The organism is Desulfonema magnum (genome assembly GCF_017377395.1).
GTDB lineage: Bacteria > Desulfobacterota > Desulfobacteria > Desulfobacterales > 4be13 > Desulfonema_C > Desulfonema_C magnum.
This window is the reverse complement of the sequence record NZ_CP061800.1, coordinates 2,945,131-2,965,629: the sequence shown is the minus strand read 5'-3', so window position 1 is coordinate 2,965,629 and position 20,499 is coordinate 2,945,131. Positions and strand designations below refer to the sequence as shown.

General features: G+C 48.7%; 12 protein-coding genes. All 12 read left to right on the top strand.

The window, feature by feature from the left end; genetic code table 11:
* Window positions 1–69: 69 nt before the first annotated feature.
* The 12 genes from dnm_RS11825 to dnm_RS11770 all read left to right on the top strand — a co-directional run bounded on the left by dnm_RS11825 (window position 70) and on the right by dnm_RS11770 (window position 20,310).
* On the top strand, window positions 70–4,119 hold the full coding sequence (locus dnm_RS11825) for a non-ribosomal peptide synthetase (protein ID WP_207682850.1): 4,050 nt from the start codon (window positions 70–72) through the stop codon (window positions 4,117–4,119).
* Between the two features lie 203 nt (window positions 4,120–4,322).
* Window positions 4,323–6,014: an arylsulfatase gene (locus dnm_RS11820; RefSeq protein WP_207682849.1), complete on the top strand. Its 1,692-nt coding sequence runs from the start codon at window positions 4,323–4,325 to the stop codon at window positions 6,012–6,014.
* Window positions 6,015–6,453: 439 nt separating this feature from the next.
* Window positions 6,454–9,813 carry a cyclic peptide export ABC transporter gene (locus dnm_RS11815; protein WP_207682848.1) on the top strand — a complete coding sequence of 1,120 codons (3,360 nt, stop codon included), beginning with the start codon at window positions 6,454–6,456 and terminating at the stop codon, window positions 9,811–9,813.
* Between the two features lie 383 nt (window positions 9,814–10,196).
* On the top strand, window positions 10,197–10,646 hold the full coding sequence (locus dnm_RS11810) for a hypothetical protein (RefSeq protein WP_207682847.1): 450 nt from the start codon (window positions 10,197–10,199) through the stop codon (window positions 10,644–10,646).
* A 145-nt stretch (window positions 10,647–10,791) separates the two neighbouring features.
* Window positions 10,792–11,787 (top strand): DUF481 domain-containing protein, encoded by a 996-nt coding sequence (locus tag dnm_RS11805; protein ID WP_207682846.1) that lies wholly within the window; start codon window positions 10,792–10,794, stop codon window positions 11,785–11,787.
* A gap of 238 nt (window positions 11,788–12,025) precedes the next feature.
* A complete protein-coding gene (locus tag dnm_RS11800) occupies window positions 12,026–13,138 on the top strand; it encodes an anaerobic sulfatase maturase (RefSeq protein WP_246556364.1) in 1,113 nt (370 codons plus the stop codon).
* Window positions 13,139–13,204: 66 nt separating this feature from the next.
* Window positions 13,205–13,729, top strand: a complete 525-nt coding sequence (locus tag dnm_RS11795; RefSeq protein WP_207682844.1) for a YcjF family protein — start codon at window positions 13,205–13,207, stop codon at window positions 13,727–13,729.
* The gene (locus dnm_RS11790; RefSeq protein ID WP_207682843.1) at window positions 13,726–15,090 is read left to right on the top strand and encodes an EcsC family protein; all 1,365 of its coding nucleotides are present in this window, start codon (window positions 13,726–13,728) and stop codon (window positions 15,088–15,090) included. The genes dnm_RS11795 and dnm_RS11790 overlap by 4 nt, the downstream gene beginning before the upstream one ends.
* 232 nt (window positions 15,091–15,322) lie before the next feature.
* Complete coding sequence (locus tag dnm_RS11785; RefSeq protein WP_207682842.1) at window positions 15,323–15,949, top strand: YcjF family protein; 627 nt, start codon at window positions 15,323–15,325, stop codon at window positions 15,947–15,949.
* 113 nt (window positions 15,950–16,062) lie between these two features.
* Complete coding sequence (locus dnm_RS11780) at window positions 16,063–16,272, top strand: hypothetical protein (RefSeq protein WP_207682841.1); 210 nt, start codon at window positions 16,063–16,065, stop codon at window positions 16,270–16,272.
* A 287-nt stretch (window positions 16,273–16,559) separates the two neighbouring features.
* Window positions 16,560–17,582, top strand: a complete 1,023-nt coding sequence (locus dnm_RS11775; RefSeq protein ID WP_207682840.1) for a prohibitin family protein — start codon at window positions 16,560–16,562, stop codon at window positions 17,580–17,582.
* The gene (locus dnm_RS11770) at window positions 17,539–20,310 is read left to right on the top strand and encodes an ABC transporter substrate-binding protein (RefSeq protein WP_207682839.1); all 2,772 of its coding nucleotides are present in this window, start codon (window positions 17,539–17,541) and stop codon (window positions 20,308–20,310) included. Before dnm_RS11775 ends, dnm_RS11770 begins: the two co-directional genes overlap by 44 nt.
* The last annotated feature ends 189 nt before the right edge of the window (window positions 20,311–20,499 follow it).

The following is a 20,499-nucleotide window of genomic DNA, read 5'->3' as shown; positions in this document are numbered from 1 at the left end:
TTCAATAACTTTCTTAACAAAAAACGCGGCCGTGCGCCCCTAACCTTAAAAAAAGAAGATTATATTTTCATGACACGACAATCGTCAATCACAGACAAAAGGGCATTGTTGGCACGCCTGCTGCAAGAAAAAAGACAGGCGTACAACTATCCGCTATCTTATGGCCAGCAGGCGCTCTGGTTTATCTGTCAGAATGCCCCGGACAGTCCTGCCTATAACATGGCCTTTCCTTTGAAACTGGAAGGCAGCCTGGATATGACGGTTTTGCAAAAGGCATTGCAAAAGATCGTGGACCGCCATCCGGCCCTGCGAACCACCATTGATATTGCAGACGGAGAACCGGTCCAGACCGTACATCCCTCCGGAACCTCTCATTGGAAGGTGCATCAGGGGTTCGGATGGTCCGAGCAGGAGTTGCTGTCGGCTGTGAAAACCGCATATCAGCAGCCCTTTGATCTGGCCCGGGGACCGGTCTTGCGGGCCGACATATTTCAGACCGCCCCCCGGGAGCATGTTCTTCTTCTGACCATGCACCACATCCTGGGGGATGCCGGGTCCATGAATATTCTGGGCAATGAACTGCTGACGCTCTGCCAGGCCGAACTGAGCGGGCAAAACGCGGTATTACCCTCCCTGGAGGCCAGTTATGCGGATTTTGTGCGGACCGAGACCGCCATGAAGAACAGTTCCGCGGGAGAGGAATCACTCCGATACTGGCAGGGCCGCTTGGAGGGGGAAAGTCCTGTTCTCAAGCTGCCCACGGATTACCAGCGTCCGGCTGTGCAGACTCACAAGGGCGCCTCTGTTCCGTTTTCTCTGTCAGCCGAACTCAGCCAAAAACTCAGCCAGTTGGCCCGACAGGAGAAAAGCACCCGCTTTAGTCTCTTACTTACCGCTTTTCAGATCCTTCTGCATCGTCACACCGGACAAACCGAGATATGGATAGGCACGCCCACCTCGACGAACCGCCAACCTCGGTTCGCCAATATCATCGGCTATCTGGTCAATCCGGTTGTTTTGCGAGCGAGCATTGCTCCTTGTGCTGATCTCTCGTTCCGTGAGCTGCTGTCCCGGACCGGACAAAGCGTTTTGGAGGCCATTGAACATTCGACCTATCCCTTCCCTTTGCTGGTCAGAACCTTGCAACCCCGGCGGGATCCGAGCTACACGCCTCTGTTTCAGGTCATGATTGATGTCAAGCCCGCGGGGTTTTCGCCTCCGCATGTCAGAGATCTTACCGTTTCGCCTTTTGACATGCCCCAGATGGAAGGACAGTTCGATCTGACCCTTGTTGTTGAAGAAGGCGAGACCATGAAAGCCCGGCTGAATTACAACCCGGATTTGTTCAGTCCTGAGACCGTGGGACGCATGGCAGATCGTTTTAAAATCCTGCTCACCGCGATTGCCGATCATCCCGAAGAATCTGTGAGCCGGCTGCCCATACTGCCCGAAAAAGAGATTCGGCAGCTACAGGCATGGAATGATACGCCAAGGGATTATCCCAAAGACCTCACCATTGCTGACCTGTTTGAACAGCAGGTTGAAAAAACACCGAATAACACTGCTCTGATATTTGGGGATCAGAAACTGACATATCGCCAGCTCAACAAAAAGGTCAATCAGCTGGCCCATTATCTGACCCGCCTCGGAACCCGTGAGGATACGGTTTTATTATCAGACAATCCTCTGATCGCCATCTGCGCGGACCGCTCATCGGAAATGGTCATCGGTCTGCTGGCCATTCTCAAAGCCGGGGGCGCGTATGTTCCTGTTGACCCCGGGTATCCCAGGGATCGTATCGCCTACATGCTGGCTGACAGCGCCACGCCCGTGCTGCTGACTCAGGGCCGCGTGAAAGCGAATCTGGCCCTGGAGGATTTGGAACATGACTGCGTTGTGGTGTGTCCGGATGAAACGGATTTCACTGATCAGCCCGCTGAAAATCCGGACATCAGCAGGCACCCGGATGATCTGGCTTATGTGATTTACACCTCGGGATCAACCGGAAAGCCCAAAGGTGCGATGAACGAGCATACCGGAATCGTCAACCGTCTGCTGTGGATGCAGGAGACTTATCAGCTCACGGCTCAGGATCGTATTTTACAAAAAACCCCTTTCAGTTTTGATGTGTCAGTATGGGAATTTTTCTGGCCGCTGATCACCGGCGCGGGCCTGGTCGTTGCCAAACCCGAAGGTCACAAAGACCCGGCTTATATGGCCTCGGTGATTGCCGAGCATAAAGTGACGGTGATGCATTTTGTGCCTTCCATGTTGCAGACATTCGTCGCTTATGCTGATGTGGAGAAGTGCCACAGTCTGAAACGGGTCATCTGTAGCGGTGAGGCATTGACTCCAGAACTCGTGAGACAATTTTTTGCCCGATTCGCGAACCTGAAAACTGAATTACACAATCTTTACGGCCCCACAGAAGCGGCCGTGGATGTAAGTTACTGGCAGTGCCGGCCTGAGGAGGCTCAGACCTCGGTTCCCATCGGAAAACCAGTGACCAACACGCAGCTCCATGTTTTGGATGCAAACCATCAGCCCGTTCCTATTGGCGTACCCGGGGAATTATATATCGGCGGAATTCAGGTGGGCCGCGGCTATCTCAATCGTCCCGAACTCACGGCCGAAACCTTTATCCAAGTCGAATTGTTCGGCAAAACCGAGCGGGTCTATAAAACAGGTGATCTGGCCAGATGGCTGCCTGATGGCAATATTGAATATCTGGGACGTGCTGATTTTCAGGTCAAACTGCACGGCTTACGCATCGAGCTGGGTGAAATCGAATCTGCTTTGTCAGAAATTCCCCAAGTCAGAGAGAGTGTCGTGGTTATGCGGGAAAGCGAATCCGGTCATAAGCAACTGCTTGCATACCTGGTGACAGAAAAACAGGATGATCAGGAAGCGGATATTATCCGGAATCTGAAAGATGCCCTCAGAAAGACCCTGCCGGATTATATGATCCCCGCCTTTTTTGTGTTTATGGAGGCCCTCCCGTTAAGTCCGAACGGCAAAGTTGATCGCAGCGCATTGCCGGAACCGGCCCTCAGAAAAAAAAGTTATGCGTATCCGCGCGATACAACAGAGATGAGCCTTGTCCGGCTGTGGGAAAAATTGTTTGGTGTTTCTCCTGTGGGGGTGACAGACGACTTTTTTGAGAGCGGCGGGGACTCTTTGCTTGCCATACGGATGATGTCGCATATCCGGGAGGAATTCGGTGTCAGCATTCCGCTTCATGCCCTGTTTCAGCACAAAACCGTGGAAGAGCTTGCCAGAATGCTGCGCGAGGATTCCGGCCCGGTGCCATGGTCGCCCCTGGTCTGTCTGCAATCCCTGGGATCAAAGGCGCCGTTTTTCTTTGTTCATGCCTCGGGCGGTTCCGCGTTCAATTCCGTTAAAATAGCAGAGCTGATGGGAAACGAACGCCCTTTTTATGCCATCCATCCCAGAGGGGCCGAACCGGGCGAGTCCTTTCATGACAGCATTGAGGAGATGGCTGCCGATTATGTGGCCGCAATCCGCAGTGTTCAGGAAAAAGGGCCTTATCTTCTGGGCGGATGGTCATTTGGCGCAAGCGTCACATTTGAAATGACGCGCATCCTGGAACGCACAGGGGAAACCGCGCCGCTTCTCATCATGATTGATGCGCCCGAGCCTCTGGCCAATGTATATAAGGAAGATGATATCGAATTTCTGATGGATCGTGTGCCCCATTACCACGGGGTGACACTGGATGAGCTGGATCTGCATGATTCACGCGAAGCGCAGCTTTCATATCTGCTGAATGCGATCAAAATGGCCGGACTGTTCAGGCCGGATATTGATCAGGATTATGCCATGAACTGGTTTGATCTCTACAAACACCACAACAGGCTTGTGGGACTTTACAAGCCGGAAGGTCCTGTCAGCAGTAAGATCGTCTTCTTCAAACCCTCTGAGAAAATTCCTTTTGACATCCAGATGGGAAATCCGGTACAGGAATGGAAACCCTTTGCGCTCCAAGGCATGGAGGTTCACGACACCCCGGGCAATCATTTCAACATGGTTTCGCCAGCCAACACCCCGGCCCTGGTCCGGATGATGAAAGAATGTATTAAAAGACAGTTCAGTGCCTGATGACTGACACCTGATGAGTGATACTTCCTGCCGGATTGGCAAATCCGGCAGGGGTGGTTCGGATTTGTCAATCCGAACCGAGCGTTGACAGGAACTTTTCGATTTGTTGAGTACCAAAGAAGGAGGTGATGCGTTAAATTATTATCAGCTTGAGAGGTCTCTACCTTAAAATTGTATCCGAACTTCAAAACAAGGAGAAGATTATGGACATCAGAAAATGTGCAGGAGCATTGCTTGTTGCGTTGACGATTGCCATCGGAGGATGTAGGAATGAGGACGGCGATTCACCCCCAAACGGCGATACGGAAAAAGACCGTACCCCCAACTTTATCACCTTGGTCATTGATGATATGGGGTTTTCCGATCTGGGGAGCTACGGAGGAGAAATCCCGACCCCGAATATTGATGAACTCGCGGAAGATGGGGTTATGCTGAACAATTTTTATGCATGTGCCACCTCGACGCCGACCCGCGGCATGCTGTTTACCGGCAAGGATCATCATACGGCAGGTGTTGGATTCATGACCTCCACCACAGAGAAAATGGAAGAGGTGTTGCAGCAGGAGGTGCTGAATCAGCCCAATTATGAATCGCGTCTGGCCCTGGATGCGCTGCCATTTCCCGAACTGCTCCAACAAGCCGGCTATCACACGATGCATACCGGCAAATGGGATTTGGGAAAGGAAACACCGGAATATTATCCGAGCAACAGAGGGTTCGATGTAACCCGCGGCACGCTTCTGCCCGGGGGCGGTCTCCATTACTCCAGGCCGGACGGAACATTGCAGGCCGCGCAGGAAGGGACCTTTGTAAACAACGGAGAGGTGATTGAAAAGTTCCCCAAGCAGTTCTATTCCACCGAATACTACACTGACATGGCCATTGAAATGCTGGATGAACGGGATACAGACAAACCCTTTTATCTCAGCCTGTGCTATACCGCGCCGCATACCCCCCTGCATGCACCCGCGGAGGTCACTGCCAAATATCTGGATGTCTATGCCAAAGGCTGGGATGTCATTCGTGAGGAGCGGTTTGAACGCCAGAAGGAACTGGGACTTTGGCCCGAAGATGCCGAACTGCCTCCCCTGCCTGACGATGTGAGATCGTGGGATGAGCTGAGTGAGGAAGAGCAGATGATAAGTGCCAAAAAAATGGCGATTTACGCAGCCATGGTTGATGTTCTGGATGAGAATATCGGCCGTCTGGTCAGTCATCTCAAAGACATCGGAGAATATGAAAATACGGTGATCATCCTTTTTTCCGATAATGGCGCAGGAGAGCTTTATTACGGCCTGGGTCCCGATGATGAGGACAACAGCTATGAGAATCTGGGCAATTGGAATTCCCGCGTCACACACGGTCCGGAATGGTCTTATGCTAAAAACACGCCGCTTCATGGGAACAAGGGTTCTCTCTACGACGGTGGCTGGCACACACCCGCGATTTTCCATTATCCCAAGGCCGCGGTATCTGGTGAGATATCCGATCGTATTGTGTCGGTGATGGATATCGCACCGACCATCCTGGAGATGGCCGAAATAGAATACCCCGATACCTATGACGGCAGCCCCATCACGCCGATGGCTGGCATTTCCATGGCCGATATGTTTGAAGGCGATCTGGAATACGACCCGGAACGCTCACTGACTTTGGAACTGCATATTGCACACGCTGTGCGCCTCGGCGACTGGAAGCTTGTCCAGCCGTTGCCAGTGACTCAATTGTCCGATGGGGATTGCGATCTTCCGCTTCATCTTTACAATCTTGCCACAGATCCGTTTGAACTTGAGGATATCGCTGATGAAGAACCGGATATCGTCGAGGAACTGAAGCTTCTGTATGATCAATATGCTGAAGACAACGGTGTCATACAGTTGCCGCCTTGTCCATAGGAAGCTAAGGGAAGTGTGTACAGAATCATAAAATCTCACGCTTATTTTTTTACCTGCTCCTACTCCCATGCCTGCCTGGCATGACTCGGACGGCATCGGGAGGGAGCAGGAGCAGGAGCAGGAGCAGGTAAAAGTGAGATTTTATGCCTGCAAAAATTTTTTATACATCTCTTTTTCTGTGAACAGCGGAGAAACCCGGCTTTTTCCTTCAGAGGCGGCGGATCGTTCCTGGAAAAAAGCCGGGTTTCTTCCCCTGACAAATATCGAAAACTTATGGTCAGGTACTTATCTTTATGGATAATGGGAATGTAGCCGATAAATAGCCGGACGCGGCGATCTGCCAATCCCCGGGAGCGTATGGGAAAAAACTTTCAGATCTGCTGATAGTCATCTCCGCGAGCCGTAAATCTTTTTTGAACGGGCAGACAAAGCACAAGCCATGGAATTTATCAGATTTCTAATAAAAGAATCCCCGGAGAAAGCAACATTCATCCTGATGATGTCGCTTTTTCAGGGGGTGGCGGCCGGAGTGTTTCCGATAGTGGTCATTCATGCGGCCGCGGATATCACCGCGGGACAGGGCTACATCCTCTGGCTGTTTCTGCTGATCGGATGCATCCTGATCCAGATTGGCACTTATTATATCTCGGAATCCCAGACCGCTATGCTGACAGAACAGGCCCTTGAAGAAATGGTACTCGGGATTGCCGACTTTCTGCGCCGGGAGGAACTCCCCGAGTTCGAACGGCGCAACCATGCTGAGATCCGCCTGAGCATGGGAGAGGCCCGGGCCGTGGCTGAGGCTGCGGTCCAGAGTGTCAGAACGCTTCAGAGTTTCATCACCCTGTTCGTCGTCTGGCTATACATCTTTTTCGGCCTCTCCAGAGTGGCGGGGATGCTTTTCCTTCTGGTGTTCACCCTGATTCTGATGATCAACGAAGTATTTCAGAAAATCAGCAGGGATCAGTTTGTCAAAATTTTCCAGGCCGAAAAACGTCTGTTCGATATCATCCGCCATTTTTTGGACGGGTTCAGAGAAATCAGAATCAGTCATGCAAAAAGCGATGATCTGTTTGACAATCATCTCAGACCCATTATCTGTAACATACAGGAGCTGAGACACCGGCTTGCTTATGTCCAGACCGATTTTATGATATGCCTGCTAATTTCGATCTCCCTTCTCACTGGCACAGATGTGTTTTTTCTCTCGTCCCTGAGCCAGCCAGGGGTCATTATACAACTGCTTGTCTTCACCTTGTATGCTTTCAAGCCATCCATGGTGGCCCTTGCAGCGATCCCTCTGATCACCCGGGGCCAAGCCGCTCTGGAACGTCTGAAGCGGTTCGGGGACAAGGAACGCCATACCCGGCAGTCCGAGAGCTGCGTGTGCGATCCATGGAAACAAGAACCGGCTGCTTTTCACACGCTTACGTTGGAGGATATTGTATTTACATACCGCGAACCCGACGGGACCCCGGGCTTTTCCGCGGGGCCCTTCTCCCTGACCCTGCGCGCCGGGGAGATCATGTTCCTTGCCGGCGGCAATGGCAGCGGCAAATCCACCTTTGTGAAGATGCTCACCGGACTTTATCCTCCAGCATCCGGAAAGGTGATGATTGACGGAAACCGGGCATCTCTGTCCGATCATCGGGATATCTTCTCAGCGGTTTTCACCGATTTTCACCTGTTTGACGCGCTGTACGGGATCGAGAATCCTGATGAGGGGCATATCCGGGAACTTTTGGAACGGATGCGGCTCACCAGCAAGACCGGGTATTCGGACGGCCGGTTCACCACGACGGATCTCTCCGCGGGACAACGGAGACGTTTGGCCCTGGTCGTGGCCTTGCAGGAGGAGAAGCCCGTTTATGCGTTTGACGAATGGGCCGCTGACCAGGATCCGGATTTCCGGCGATGGTTTTATGAGGAACTGCTCCCCTCTCTGAAGGACCAGGGCAAAGCCGTGGTTGTCGTGAGCCATGACGACCGATACTACCATTTGGCTGACCGGCTGATCACCATGAAAGACGGAAAGATCGCGGATGACCGGATCCCGGGAAGGGAACCGGAAAGGGAGATTTCCGATCCCGTGCGCCAGGTCCGGCCGCCCCGTCCGGCGTATGGAGGGGAACGCGCGAAGTCCGACCCCTCAGCGTCCTCCGATTCGGATTACGAAGATGATCAGCAGGGACAGGACCCGGACATCCCCGCGCTCGCTGTCCGGCGGATCAGACCAGTAATCGGGAAACTGGGGGGGCTGGCTCTGATAGACGGGCTGAATTCTTTCTTTAAAATACATATTCTGTTTGAAGTCGCGGGCCTTTCTCCCGGAGATGTCCGGGCCAGATGGATATTTCTGTTTGCTCTTGTGATGTTGAGCGATGTTATCGTACCGCGCCGGTTCAATCTGACGGTAAGGGAAACCCTCGAAGCCATGAACGCGGACTTCAGAACCGCGATTATTAACCGGATCCGTAAGATCGGGCTGATCTTTTTCGAGGCCCTGGGCGCGGGACCAATCTTCACCGTTCTGACCGAGGATATCACGTCCCTGAGCAATGCCTCTCTCCAGCTGGCCATGATGCTGAAATTAAGTGCGATGATGCTGAGTCTGGTCGTATATTTCGCATTCCTGGCCTTTCCCCTGTTTATGATCGAAGTCCTCGTCATCGGGGGAATCGGACTGCTCTATGTGTTGAACCAGTACCGCATTGCAGATGTCACGGAAGGTCTCCGGCAGAAAGAAGCCGCTTTTTACGACGCGGTGACTCATCTGATTGAGGGATTCAAAGAACTCCGGCTGAACGACCGGAAAAACGACGCGTTCTTTCATCAGTCTTTTAAGAGGCTTTGTTCGGATCTGCGTTCACAGCGGCTGAGGTCGGCTCAATATATGATGGCTAATACCGTTATTGTTTATACGATGTGGACCGTGCTGCTGGGAATGCTTCCTCTCCTGTTCCCGTTTGTCAGCATTTCCAAGGATGTCCTGTTCCGATGCATCGGGATTCTCTGCTTTATTCCGATCAATATTTTTGTAAACCTGCTCCCCCCCATTCTCACTGCCCTCGCATCGTTCGGGAACCTCCGGAAGACAGAGCGTAATCTGAGGAGGGCAGAACCGGATGTCGTGCCGCAGGTGTCCATGTCCGCGCGGGAAACCTTCAGGGAACTCCGGTGCCAGGATATCGTGTTCCGTTACAAGGATCAAAAGGGCCATCCTCATTTCTCCGTGGGCCCGCTGAATCTGAGTCTCCGGGCAGGTCAGATCATCTTTGTCGTCGGCGGCAACGGCAGCGGAAAATCCACGCTGGTAAAGCTGATCACAGGACTCTATCCCCCCGAATCCGGGCAGATTCTTCTGAACGGACAGGTCACGGACATCCGCCGACATCGGTACCTCTTTTCGGTCATCTTCAGCGACTTTCACCTGTTCGACCGCCTGTATGGGATTCCGGCCCCTGATGAGGAAAAAGTGAACAGACTGGTCCGACTCATGGGAATGGAGGAGAAGGTGAAATTCGCGGACGGAAAGTTCACCACCACCAATCTCTCGACCGGTCAGAGAAAACGACTGGCCATGGTAGCGGCTATCATGGAAGATCGGCCCATATTTCTGTTTGACGAATGGGCGGCAGAGCAGGATCCCCAGTTCAGAGGCTATTTCTACGAAACCCTGCTGCCGGAATTCAGAGATCAGGGAAAAACCGTAATCACGGTAACACATCATGATCAGTATTTTCACTTGGGAGACAGGGTTTTGAAAATGGAGTATGGTAAGCTTATTTCCGATGAATAAGCAGTGCATGACCGCAATGATTATGACGGGTGAGAGAAATTCAGAAAATCCGAAAGCATGTAAAACAATTTTTCAAATTGTCCGAAAAAATAATTTGAAAAATTGTCTTACATCCGAAGAACCCGTCAGAATCAGTGCGGTCGGGCAGTAGTACCCGACCAAATAACTTTTGACAAGTTGCCCTTAACATGGCGCACCCTCTGTGCCTGTGTCAGTGTATGAATTCTCATTCCCTGACAAAATCTATGTAAGTACCTGACCGGACTGGTTCTGACGGGTCAGCCGCACTTGTCAAAACTTATTTGGTCAGACAACAGGTGTTCAATGATTTTTGAGCAAAAAAGGGCGATTAGGCCAAAATTTATATAAATTAGGAATTAGGAATGTGTTCTGAAAAAAACCGAGTTTTTCTGGCAACTCTGCTGGTCTGTATATGCTTCATCACAGGATGCGGGGATAAAGGCACCCCGTCAGAAGGGCCGGCTGTAAATGCCGATGCTCGCACTCTGGCTGAGAATCAGATCAGTCCTGAGAAGCTCATTGGCAGGTGGCAGCGGCGGGATGGCCCCTATGTCATTGAAATCCGAAAAACAAATGACGACGGCCCCCTGGATGTGGCCTATTATAATCCCAAACCGATTAACATTGCTGAGGCAAAAGTTTCTCAGGAAGAAGCAGCCATGAAAATATTTATCGAACTCCGGGATAAAGGCTATCCGGGATCAACCTACACGCTGTACTACAGCTCAAAGCGAGATATGCTTGGAGGAACTTATTTTCATGCAGGAATAAAACAGTATTTTCAAGTGTTCTTTGTCAGGATGAAGCAGTAACAAGAAGAAACTCGGCTTTTTCAGCAGGGTAAATAAATAAGCTGGCTTTCCGAAAAAAAGCCGAGTTTCTTATTCCCACTTGAAATCAAGAGGCAACAAATGGGACTGATTTGTTTAGTCCCAAATAAAAATAAAGGAGAAACAGATGAAAATTTTTTTGAAGTATTTTGTTATTTGGCTCCTGTCCACATTGGTTTTGGCACCCCTCACATCCATAGCCCATGATGCTCAGTCGGATCAGGATTTGCCGATAGTTCTGGCCCAGGCCGAGGTGCCTCAGAAAAGTCCGGAGATATCGGAGGAAAGCTCATGGATTTCCAACGGCAAAGACCTTGGGCCCTGGTGGAACCAAAATCCGAAAAAATATGAACCCATTCCCCGCCCCCTCCTGTGTCATGTCGAGGCAAGCTATACCTATTCGGAAAAGACCGGTAATACCGAGCAGACGGGAAATAAAGGGAACTTCGCCCTGATATTGAGAAAAGGCATCTTAACCAGCGATACGAACTACACAATCTCCAAAGCTGACACAACCATGTCTCTCAATGGCGTATCCACTTCACTGAACGATCAGTTTTTGCGTGAGATCATGACCCTTGCGCTTACGGAGCGGCTATCTCTTGGTGTCGGAGCGGCATGGGAGAGGAATGCCTCCCAGTATATAGAAAATCGTGTGAGTTACTTTGGCGGTCTGATGGGTGTGGTGGTTGATTCTCCGAATCTTAATGTGTGGATGTCGGCATCCTATGGCTTTTCAGATATGGAATATATGAACGAAAACATCCAAAAGGGAAAGTATGCTGATTTCCCTTCAGTGGAGGATTATGATTATAACACGCTTTACTTCTTGCAGAAGCTGCACTGGGACATCACTGAGACTATCAGCTTCTCGGAAAACGCGAATTATGTCTTTGATTTGGATAATTCGGATTATTATAATTGGAAACTCGGCTTATCCCTGAATTTTAAGCTGACAAAAGCAATTTCTTTCCTGACCTCATATACAATCAGGTATGAGAACAACGCGTTTAACAACGCGGTTCAGGATTATCTTGATGAAAAGCGTCAGACAGAGAGGGGGATCGGTGATATGGAAAAAAAAGACACTTCGCTCAGTTTCGGTATAAAAGTCAGTTTCTAAAAAAACGTTATATGTGCCGAAGTCACACTTTGGCAAAACATCCGGAGTGCCAAACTTGCTCTTTGGCTGACAGTGCAACCGGAGAGAATAATATGAGTGACAGCCTGCGAACCTGCTGTCTTCTTTTACCGGGAAAAGCCGGCTTTATTTCCGGTTCCTGTGACCTCGGATGAAAAAAACGAAAAGACAAAAAGAAATGATAATACCTCGCAGACCATTACAAAGAAGAAGTATTTTGGTGAAACCGACCGGATCATTCTGCAACTTGCGGTGTGATTATTGTTTTTATCTTGAAAAACACGCGCTCTACAAAGGGCTGCCCGCAACCCACCGCATGAATGACGCTACCATGGAAAAGGTCATTGAGGATATGTTCGCGTGTTCGGATACCCCTACGTTTATCTGGCACGGGGGCGAGCCGACACTGATGGGATTGGATTTTTTTGTGAAGGCCGTGGCCCTGCAACGCTATTATGCCAAAGGCAGGGAGTATTCAAACGCGATTCAGACTAACGGAACCCTCTTGGATGAAGAATGGGCCCGTTTTCTGAAAAACGAGAATTTTCTGGTCGGGGTTTCGCTTGACGGCCCTGAACATGTTCATAATCAGTACCGTAAGGATCTGCGGGGAAACGGAACTTTTCAGCAGGTGTTTGAAAACGCGAAAATGCTTTCAGACAAGGGCGTGCAAGTGAACGTATTGGCCACAGTGAACGCGTATTCGGTGAAATATGCCGAAGAAATCTATAAATTCTTCAGGAAGAACAGATTTACCTTTATGCAGTTCATGCCGGTCGTGGAAACTGATCCCCGGAATCCGGATGCCGCCGCCCCCTATTCCGTGGACGCGAAAGATTACGGCGTTTTTCTCAATCGTCTGTTCAATCTGTGGGTCAAAGATTTTGATTTCAAACGGCTCCGGCAAAAAACATCTGTCCGGTTTTTTGACGCGCTGATTCAGAAGTATGTGGGAATGGTCCCGGATCATTGCATCTTCCACAAAGTCTGCGGCGACGCGCTGGTGGTTGAGCATAACGGTGATCTGTTCTCCTGTGACTACCTGGTATCGGAAGACACCCGTGTGGGCAACATTCACGAAATGTCAATCGGAGAGGCATTCCGATCCCGGGACCATCTGGCTTTTGGGAGACGCAAATCCGATTTCGGGATCGAATGTAAGGAATGCCAATGGCTGGATTTGTGCTACGGAGGATGTATAAAAGACCGGATCCGGGATCCGAAAGACAAGGGACACAATCATTTTTGCGAGTCCTATAAATTCTTTTTTGAACGGGCAGATAAGCGTCTCAGGAAATTCGCGAAGTTATATCGTGATCATTATCAAAACTAAAAAATCGGAAGCAGAACCGCTTGTGAATTCAGGCTGAAAAAATCTGAAACTGAACAGGTCGAAACAATGACAAAACACATATCAAAAGAGGATATTGACAGCATCCTCAGATATCATGTATGGGCTTCAATGGGTGTCAGTCTTATTCCTCTGCCCCTTGCAGATTTCGCAGGTCTGACACTTGTTCAGTTCAATATGCTGAGAAAAATTTCAAAAGCATATGGAATACCGTTTATCAGGAAACCGGATAAAAATACCCTGTCTTCCTGGATCGCGGTCTTGGCCTCATTTGCTGACGACGCTGCCTTTGCTGCGATTCGCACAACGGCTCTCCCGGCGGTTTCAGTCTCACTGTCGGCAAGTGTGGCAAAATTTGTTCCGGGAATAGGGCAGACTGCCGGTGTGATCACCATGCCGATGATCAGCGGAGCATTCACGTATGCCATCGGCAAGGTATTTATCCAGCATTTTGCCTCGGGCGGAACTTTTCTGACTTTTGATCCTGAGAAGGTGAAAGACTACTACGCGGAAATGTTTGAGGAAGGCAAGAAGGTCGCTGTTGAAATCAGGAAAGAGAGGAAAAAAACGTGAAAGAGACAATTTTTCTTATGCAGGGAAAAGACCTCGCAGACCTGAAAAGAGCAAAATCACTTTTGGAAAAAGACAGCATCGCAGCTAAAACAGCAAATTTTTTCGGAGATGCCGCGGAAACACTAAGCAGACTTCTGCCCCCTGCTTACCGGGAGTCGGCGGCAATGTGCAATCTCGTGGCAATTGAAAAATCATGGGAATTTGCCATGACAACCATGTCCGAGCGGGATATCCCGCGGGTGTCCGAAGAAAAAAATATCCTTTATGTGGCCACGGCCGGGGCCGTGGGAGGTGTGGGAATCCTGACACTTTTTGCCGAGCTGCCTGTCACCACTGTCCTCATGCTTCGAGCTGTTGCGGATATCGCCAGGGACGAAGGCGAGGACTATAATCAGTTTGAAACAAAGATTGCCTCTCTGGAAGTCTTCGCCCTGGGCGGAGAACCTGCTGATGAGAATATCGGGGAAACCGGGTATTATGCGATTCGGACCTCGCTTGAAAAACCGCCGGAGGAATCTTCCAAACACATTGCCAAAAAAGGCATCGCAGGGATGGGATCCCCTTTTGCGGTTCAGCTTATCGCACAGATTGCCGCTAAATATCAGACCATCATATCCGCACAGATTATGGCCAGAGCAATCCCCATAGCAGGAGCGGCTGCCGGGGCACTCATCAATATTATTTTTATCAATCTTTTTCAGGACAAGGCACGGGGCCATTTTATTATACGCCGGCTGGAAAGAAAATACGGTATCGAAAAAGTAAAGAAAACTTACAATGCCGTCAGGACATCAGAACACAACGGAATCAGCATGAAGCCTGAATTTCAAGACAAAGGGACCAAGAAAGCGGAGGAAAAAGTTTTTAAAGCAGAGGTTGAAGGAATTCTCAGACACCACGTATGGGTTTCAATGGGAGTTGGGCTGATTCCCTTACCTCTCATGGATTTTGCGGGGCTCACGCTTGTTCAACTGACGTTGATCAGAAAGCTTGCCAAAGCATACAATATTCCGTTTTCAAAGGATATAGTGAAAAATCTGCTGTCTTCGCTGGCAGGCGGTGCGCTGCCAGTGCCAGTATCGGTTCTTCTGACAGCAGGCACGGAGAAATTAACGCTCACAGCAAGTCTGGCAAAATTCATTCCCGGGATGGGACAGACAATCGGTGTTGTGACCATGCCAATTCTTGCCGGGGCAGCCACCTATGCCATCGGCAAGGTTTTTATTCAGCATTTTGCCTCAGGCGGAACATTTCTGACTTTTGATCCTGAAAAAGTGAAAGACTATTATGCAAAAATGTTTCAGAAAGGTAAAAATATCGCCGCTGATATGAAAAAAAGAGAAAATATACGGACAGCGTAGGAATCTTTTTAAAGAGAGATACGGACTGCAAAATTCTCTGAAACAATGATGAAAAATGCCATTTTTTTTTCTGAGAGACTAAAGGATTTACTTGACTTATTCATTACCATACTTTAAAAGAAATATATTTAGTATGCAAAGGGAAATTGGGAGATGATCTGAGAGAATATGCCCCTATAATAAAGGAATATTTATATAATTAAATACCCTGATTTCTGATAAGGAGGTAGAAATGAAAGCCGACAAGGGAAAAACGGAAGATCAGTCAAAAAAGACAGAGACAAAGGCGGAAAATCTGACAAAAGAAACAAAGGAAACTGAAAAAACGGAAATCCAGTCAACCAAAATGGAGGAAACAATGAAAGACGAAAAAATGGAAAAACAGGCGGAAGAGACAATGGTAAAGGAGGTGTCCAATGAGAAGCTGAACAAGCTTATCAGACACCATGTATATGGCTCAATGGCAGTCGGTCTCATTCCCTTGCCTTTGGTGGATTTTGCAGGACTGACAGTCGTTCAGCTCAATCTGCTCAGAAAGCTTGCTCAGATATACAATGTCCCGTTTTCCAAGGGTGTGGTGAAAAGTATCCTGTCTTCCCTGGTCGGAGGTGCCGTGCCTATGGTGATATCCGGCCCGCTGGCTGTAAGCATATCCAAATCCGTTCCCGCCATAGGGACGACCGCCGGCGTTGTGACCATGCCGATTATCGCGGGTGCCTCCACTTACGCTGTCGGTAAAGTGTTTGTCCAGCATTTCGCCTCGGGCGGAACTTTTCTGACCTTTGATCCTGATAAGGTGAAAGTGTATTATACGAAAATGTTCAAAGAAGGGGAAAAGGTTGCCGCTGCTGCAAAATAGTAAGAAAGTGTCAGGTGTTAAGAATAAAAGATATTTGCTTTTTTACTCCTGACCGTTACCCTTTGGCATTTAACATCTGACACTTAACATCATTTTATGAGGAATTTTTACCAATGAATTATCTGCCTCTGACCGTGATACTTTCCTCTCCTGTGGCTATTCAGGCCATTTATTTTGCATCATGTCTGGTGATTGCCTTGGCAGGGGTGAACAAAAAAATGGGGTTCTGGGGATATCTTTTTTGTTCGATAATTTTCTCGCCGCTGATCGGCCTGATGGTGGTTCTGGTATCGGAAAAAACAAAAAAAGAGGAGACAGCATGAGCGTTGCTGTAACTCTTTGAAAGTAAACGGACATATCTGTCCGGAAATTACAGGCATTCGCCCGAATTACTTAAAAAAATTATACATTTGAACCAGCAATGATGTCAAAATTTCCCAACTACAGTTTCGCAAATCCAGCGTAGAAACCTTGATCAGTCTTCATAGACGGGACATATGCCTCTGCCGGAACAGCAAGATTGCATCAGCAGTGCCATAACATCAGGTAGGAACAACCCGTTTGCACTGCTGTTTGTTCCTTCAATGACCAACTGGCGGAATGGGACAGAATGAGAGAATTTTATAAAAAACTGAAAGCCAAATTAAGAAAAGTTTCTGTTTCGTTGGCAGTACCCTTTCTTATTGCTTTGTTTGTGGCGGCTTACTTTCTCCAGAATATTGTCATTATTATCCCGGCAGGTCACGGAGGAGTGTTCTGGAGCCTTTTCTTCGGCGGAACACAGGTAGATCATGTATATGCCGAAGGTGTCCATTTTATTTATCCCTGGGATAAGATGTATGACTATAATGTCAGGGTACAGGAAGTTTTTCATGAGTTTGATGTGTTAACGAAAAATGGTCTCAAAGTTCACCTTTTCATCTCAATTCGTTATCAGCCTCAATATAAACTGCTGGGGCTGCTCCACAAAAAAGTGGGACCCGACTATGTGAATGTCGTTGTCATTCCGGAAATTGAGAATGTCTTACGTGTACTCATCGGCAAGCTTGACGCTGAGGAAGTTTACAGAACTGAACAGGCAATTATTGAAAAATCTATCAGTGAGGCCGTGGAACAGATTGCACAACGCTATGTGAATGTGGATGATGTGATCATCAAAAAAATGCAGCTTCCTGCCAGTGTTGAGCAGTCAATACGGGAAAAAATCCAGCAGAAACATATTGCTGATTCATACAAATTCAGGCTTGAAAGGGAAGAACAGGAAAAAGAAAGAAAGCGCATTGAGGCCGAAGGGCTGAAAATATTTAACAAGTCGCTTTCCCCGCAGGTATTGCACTGGATGGGGATTGATGCCACATTAAAGCTTGCTGAGTCTGAAAATGCAAAGACCGTGGTTATCGGCGGCGGAAAACAAGGCGGATTGCCAATTATCGGGGGGATTCCCATAGGGAGCTTTACGGATTTCGTGCAGCCGCAACCATCCGGAGATACAGACAGTTCCGGTAAAGAAGAAACTTCCGAACCCGAAACCTCTGATGTATCATCTGCAAATCAGATATCTGAAGACTCAGGCGGAACAAAGGAAGCAAATGCTGAAAAGGAGAAATCCGATAAAATCCAAAGAGGACTGTAATCTTTCTCAGTTGTCAGCTATTGTTCTTCGCTGCTTTTTTCTCTTTGCCCTTCTCGTTGTTTTTTCCTGCGACACAGGCACGCCATCAGAAAAAAGATCTGACAAGGCAGCCCGGGCCCGGGGAGATATTCTTATCGGTGTCGTCAGAACCTCGACATACTCCAATTTTTTTCTTGAAGGCGTCACTATGGCAGTGGAAGAGATCAATCAGAGAGGAGGGCTTTCAGGAAGAAAGATAAAGCCCGTCGTGTATGATGACATGGAGGATGCTGACAAGGGAGAGAGAATCGCGGCAGAACTGGCAAAGAACGAAGATGTCGTCGCTGTCGTGGGACATAGGAGTTCGAATGTTGCAATTCCGGCATCTGTTATCTATGAGGAGGCGGGAATATGCTATCTTTCCTACGGGGCAACAGATCCGGATCTGACGCGGTACAGAGGAAATTTTACGTTCAGAAACATCCCGACTCAGAAAGAATTCGGATATCAGGTGGCTGAATACGCCCACCGCAGCGAGTTTAAAAAAGTAATCACTTTTTATGAAAGAAAGGCTGTTCATAAGAGTCTTGCAGAAATTTTCAAGGCAAGGGCCATGGAACTGGGAATTGAAATTGTTGCCACCCGGTCCTATTTTACCGAGGAAAACGATTTCAGAAGTGTCATTGCATTGCTGAAAAAGGAGTATGAATTTGATTCAGTACTCATTGCCGGAGACACCCCCACGGCTGCGGTACTTGTCAGCCAACTGCGCGAAATGGGGGCAAATGTTCCGATTATGGGAGGAGACGGTCTGGACACTTCTGACCTATGGGTCATTGCAGGCAAGGCAGCCGAAAATATTGCTGTTCCCACGGTCTTCAATGCTCTGGCTCCGGACAAACTGACCCGGGATTTTGTCAAACGATTTGAATCCAGATACGGATTTGTTCCTGATACATGGGCAGCCCAGGGCTATGATGCCATGTCGGTGCTGGCTTCTGCCATTGAAAAAGGCGGTTCGGCCGTACCGATTGTTATAAGCACGACCCTCAGGTTCCTTGAGAACTGGAAAGGAGTTACCGGCTCATATGATTTTACACCGGAGGGAGATATCACGGGCAAGAAAATTTTCTTCAAGGTGATGAAAGACGGGGAATTTGTATTTACTGATCAGGAGCAGATGTATGAGTCAGACCTGTTCAACTATATGGAAGAATACACGCTGCGTCTTCCGCTGAAAAGACCTGTTCGGACAATTGATCCTGGGCTTGGCGGAGACAGTGTTTCTGCTGAGATTACCGAACAGTTGTTCCTGGGACTGACCGATTTTGATCCGGAAACATATGAAGCGGTTCCTGAACTGGCTAAAAAATGGAGAGTCAGTGCAAGCGGCAATACTTATATTTTTGATATGCGCTATGATGCCACCTGGACAAACGGCGACCCTGTCACAGCACATGATGTGGCATGGGCTGTCCGGCGTAACATACACCCGGACACAAAATCGTCTTATGCCCATATGTTGTATATCCTGAAAAATGCCAAGCCCATAAACAAAGGTGAAATCAAAGACGTTTCAGAACTCGGGGTATATTCTCCGGATGATTTTACGGTGGTATTCAAGCTTGAACATCCTGCTTCCTATTTTCCCGCTCTTGTCAGTTCAGAGGTTTATCGCCCTTTGCCGAAAGCTGCTATTGAAAAATACGGACATGGATGGACAGAACCCGAAAATATCCGCACAAATGGTTCTTACATGCTGGCTTTATGGGAAAAAAGCAGAGGCATGTTCCTGAAAAAGAATCCAAAATACTATGACGCAGAAAAAGTCTCTGTTCCGGAGGTTCGTTATTATGTGATAGCGCAAAGCTCTCTGGGGCTGGCAATGTATGAGAATAACGAACTTGATATTATGGGGAGCAGTTATTTGCGGCTTCCGCCCGCGGAGGTTCACCGCATCAAAAAAAATCCGGTATTAAGAGATCAGTATTCTGAGTCTCCGCATTTCTGTACTTATACTTACGCATTTAATACCAGACGCCCGCCAGTTGACAATCCTCTTGTTCGGAAAGCCATTTCCGCTGCAATTGATCGTCAGCTTCTGATTGACGCGGAGAACGAAGGCAACGGGGAACCTGCGACAACCTGCGCACGCCCTCCGGGTTTCGGGGCTGTTTCCCCTGAAGAGGGGGTGGGAATCGGTTTTGATCCTTCACAGGCGCAGAAATGGCTGGCCCTGGCCGGATATCCCGGGGGGAAAGGCTTTCCCGATATTACACTTCTGTATAATGATTCTGAATTTCATAAAAAAATTGCATCTGCAATTCAGGCGATTTTAAAACATCATCTGAATATAAATATAAAACTTCAGGGAGAGGATGATGACAACTATACGAACCTGGTGACTCAGGGAAATCCGCCGCATATGTTCCGGGCAAAAATGTGCAGTGAGTATCCTGATGCAAATGGCTGGCTGGACCGTTTTCATCCGTCCAATCCTTTCTTCAACGTTGGCTGGAAAAATCAGGAGTTTGCCACCCTCATAGACAAAGCCGGAGAAAAATTTGACCGAGAACAAAGAAAAATGTTTTACAAACGTGCAGAACAGATTCTGTGCGAAGAAGAAGCTGTGGCGATTCCGCTTTATTTTGAGATCTACCATTGTCTGGTAAAACCCAGAGTAAAGGGGTGGTATCACATGGCCACGGGCGGACAGCATATTCGTAACTGGTATTTCGGAGAAGAATAAACGGATGTATTATCCCACCTTTTACACAAAATAATGTCTTCACAGTCTCGGAGGGAGTTTGCCGGACGGGGTCTGCCACCGGTGATCGGTAAATATTTCGGACGGGATCGTAAACCCATACGCATCAGGCTGAAAGTGCCGGAAGGGGTTTGCAACCCTGTCCGGCCGAGGTGTTTTTTCTGTCAGAAA

Coding starts and splice junctions, on each gene's coding strand:
- dnm_RS11825 (WP_207682850.1), top strand. CDS start 70: ATGACACGACAATCGTCAATCACAGACAAAAGGGCATTGTTGGCACGC.
- dnm_RS11820 (WP_207682849.1), top strand. CDS start 4,323: ATGGACATCAGAAAATGTGCAGGAGCATTGCTTGTTGCGTTGACGATT.
- dnm_RS11815 (WP_207682848.1), top strand. CDS start 6,454: ATGGAATTTATCAGATTTCTAATAAAAGAATCCCCGGAGAAAGCAACA.
- dnm_RS11810 (WP_207682847.1), top strand. CDS start 10,197: ATGTGTTCTGAAAAAAACCGAGTTTTTCTGGCAACTCTGCTGGTCTGT.
- dnm_RS11805 (WP_207682846.1), top strand. CDS start 10,792: ATGAAAATTTTTTTGAAGTATTTTGTTATTTGGCTCCTGTCCACATTG.
- dnm_RS11795 (WP_207682844.1), top strand. CDS start 13,205: ATGACAAAACACATATCAAAAGAGGATATTGACAGCATCCTCAGATAT.
- dnm_RS11785 (WP_207682842.1), top strand. CDS start 15,323: ATGAAAGCCGACAAGGGAAAAACGGAAGATCAGTCAAAAAAGACAGAG.
- dnm_RS11780 (WP_207682841.1), top strand. CDS start 16,063: ATGAATTATCTGCCTCTGACCGTGATACTTTCCTCTCCTGTGGCTATT.
- dnm_RS11775 (WP_207682840.1), top strand. CDS start 16,560: ATGAGAGAATTTTATAAAAAACTGAAAGCCAAATTAAGAAAAGTTTCT.
- dnm_RS11770 (WP_207682839.1), top strand. CDS start 17,539: ATGCTGAAAAGGAGAAATCCGATAAAATCCAAAGAGGACTGTAATCTT.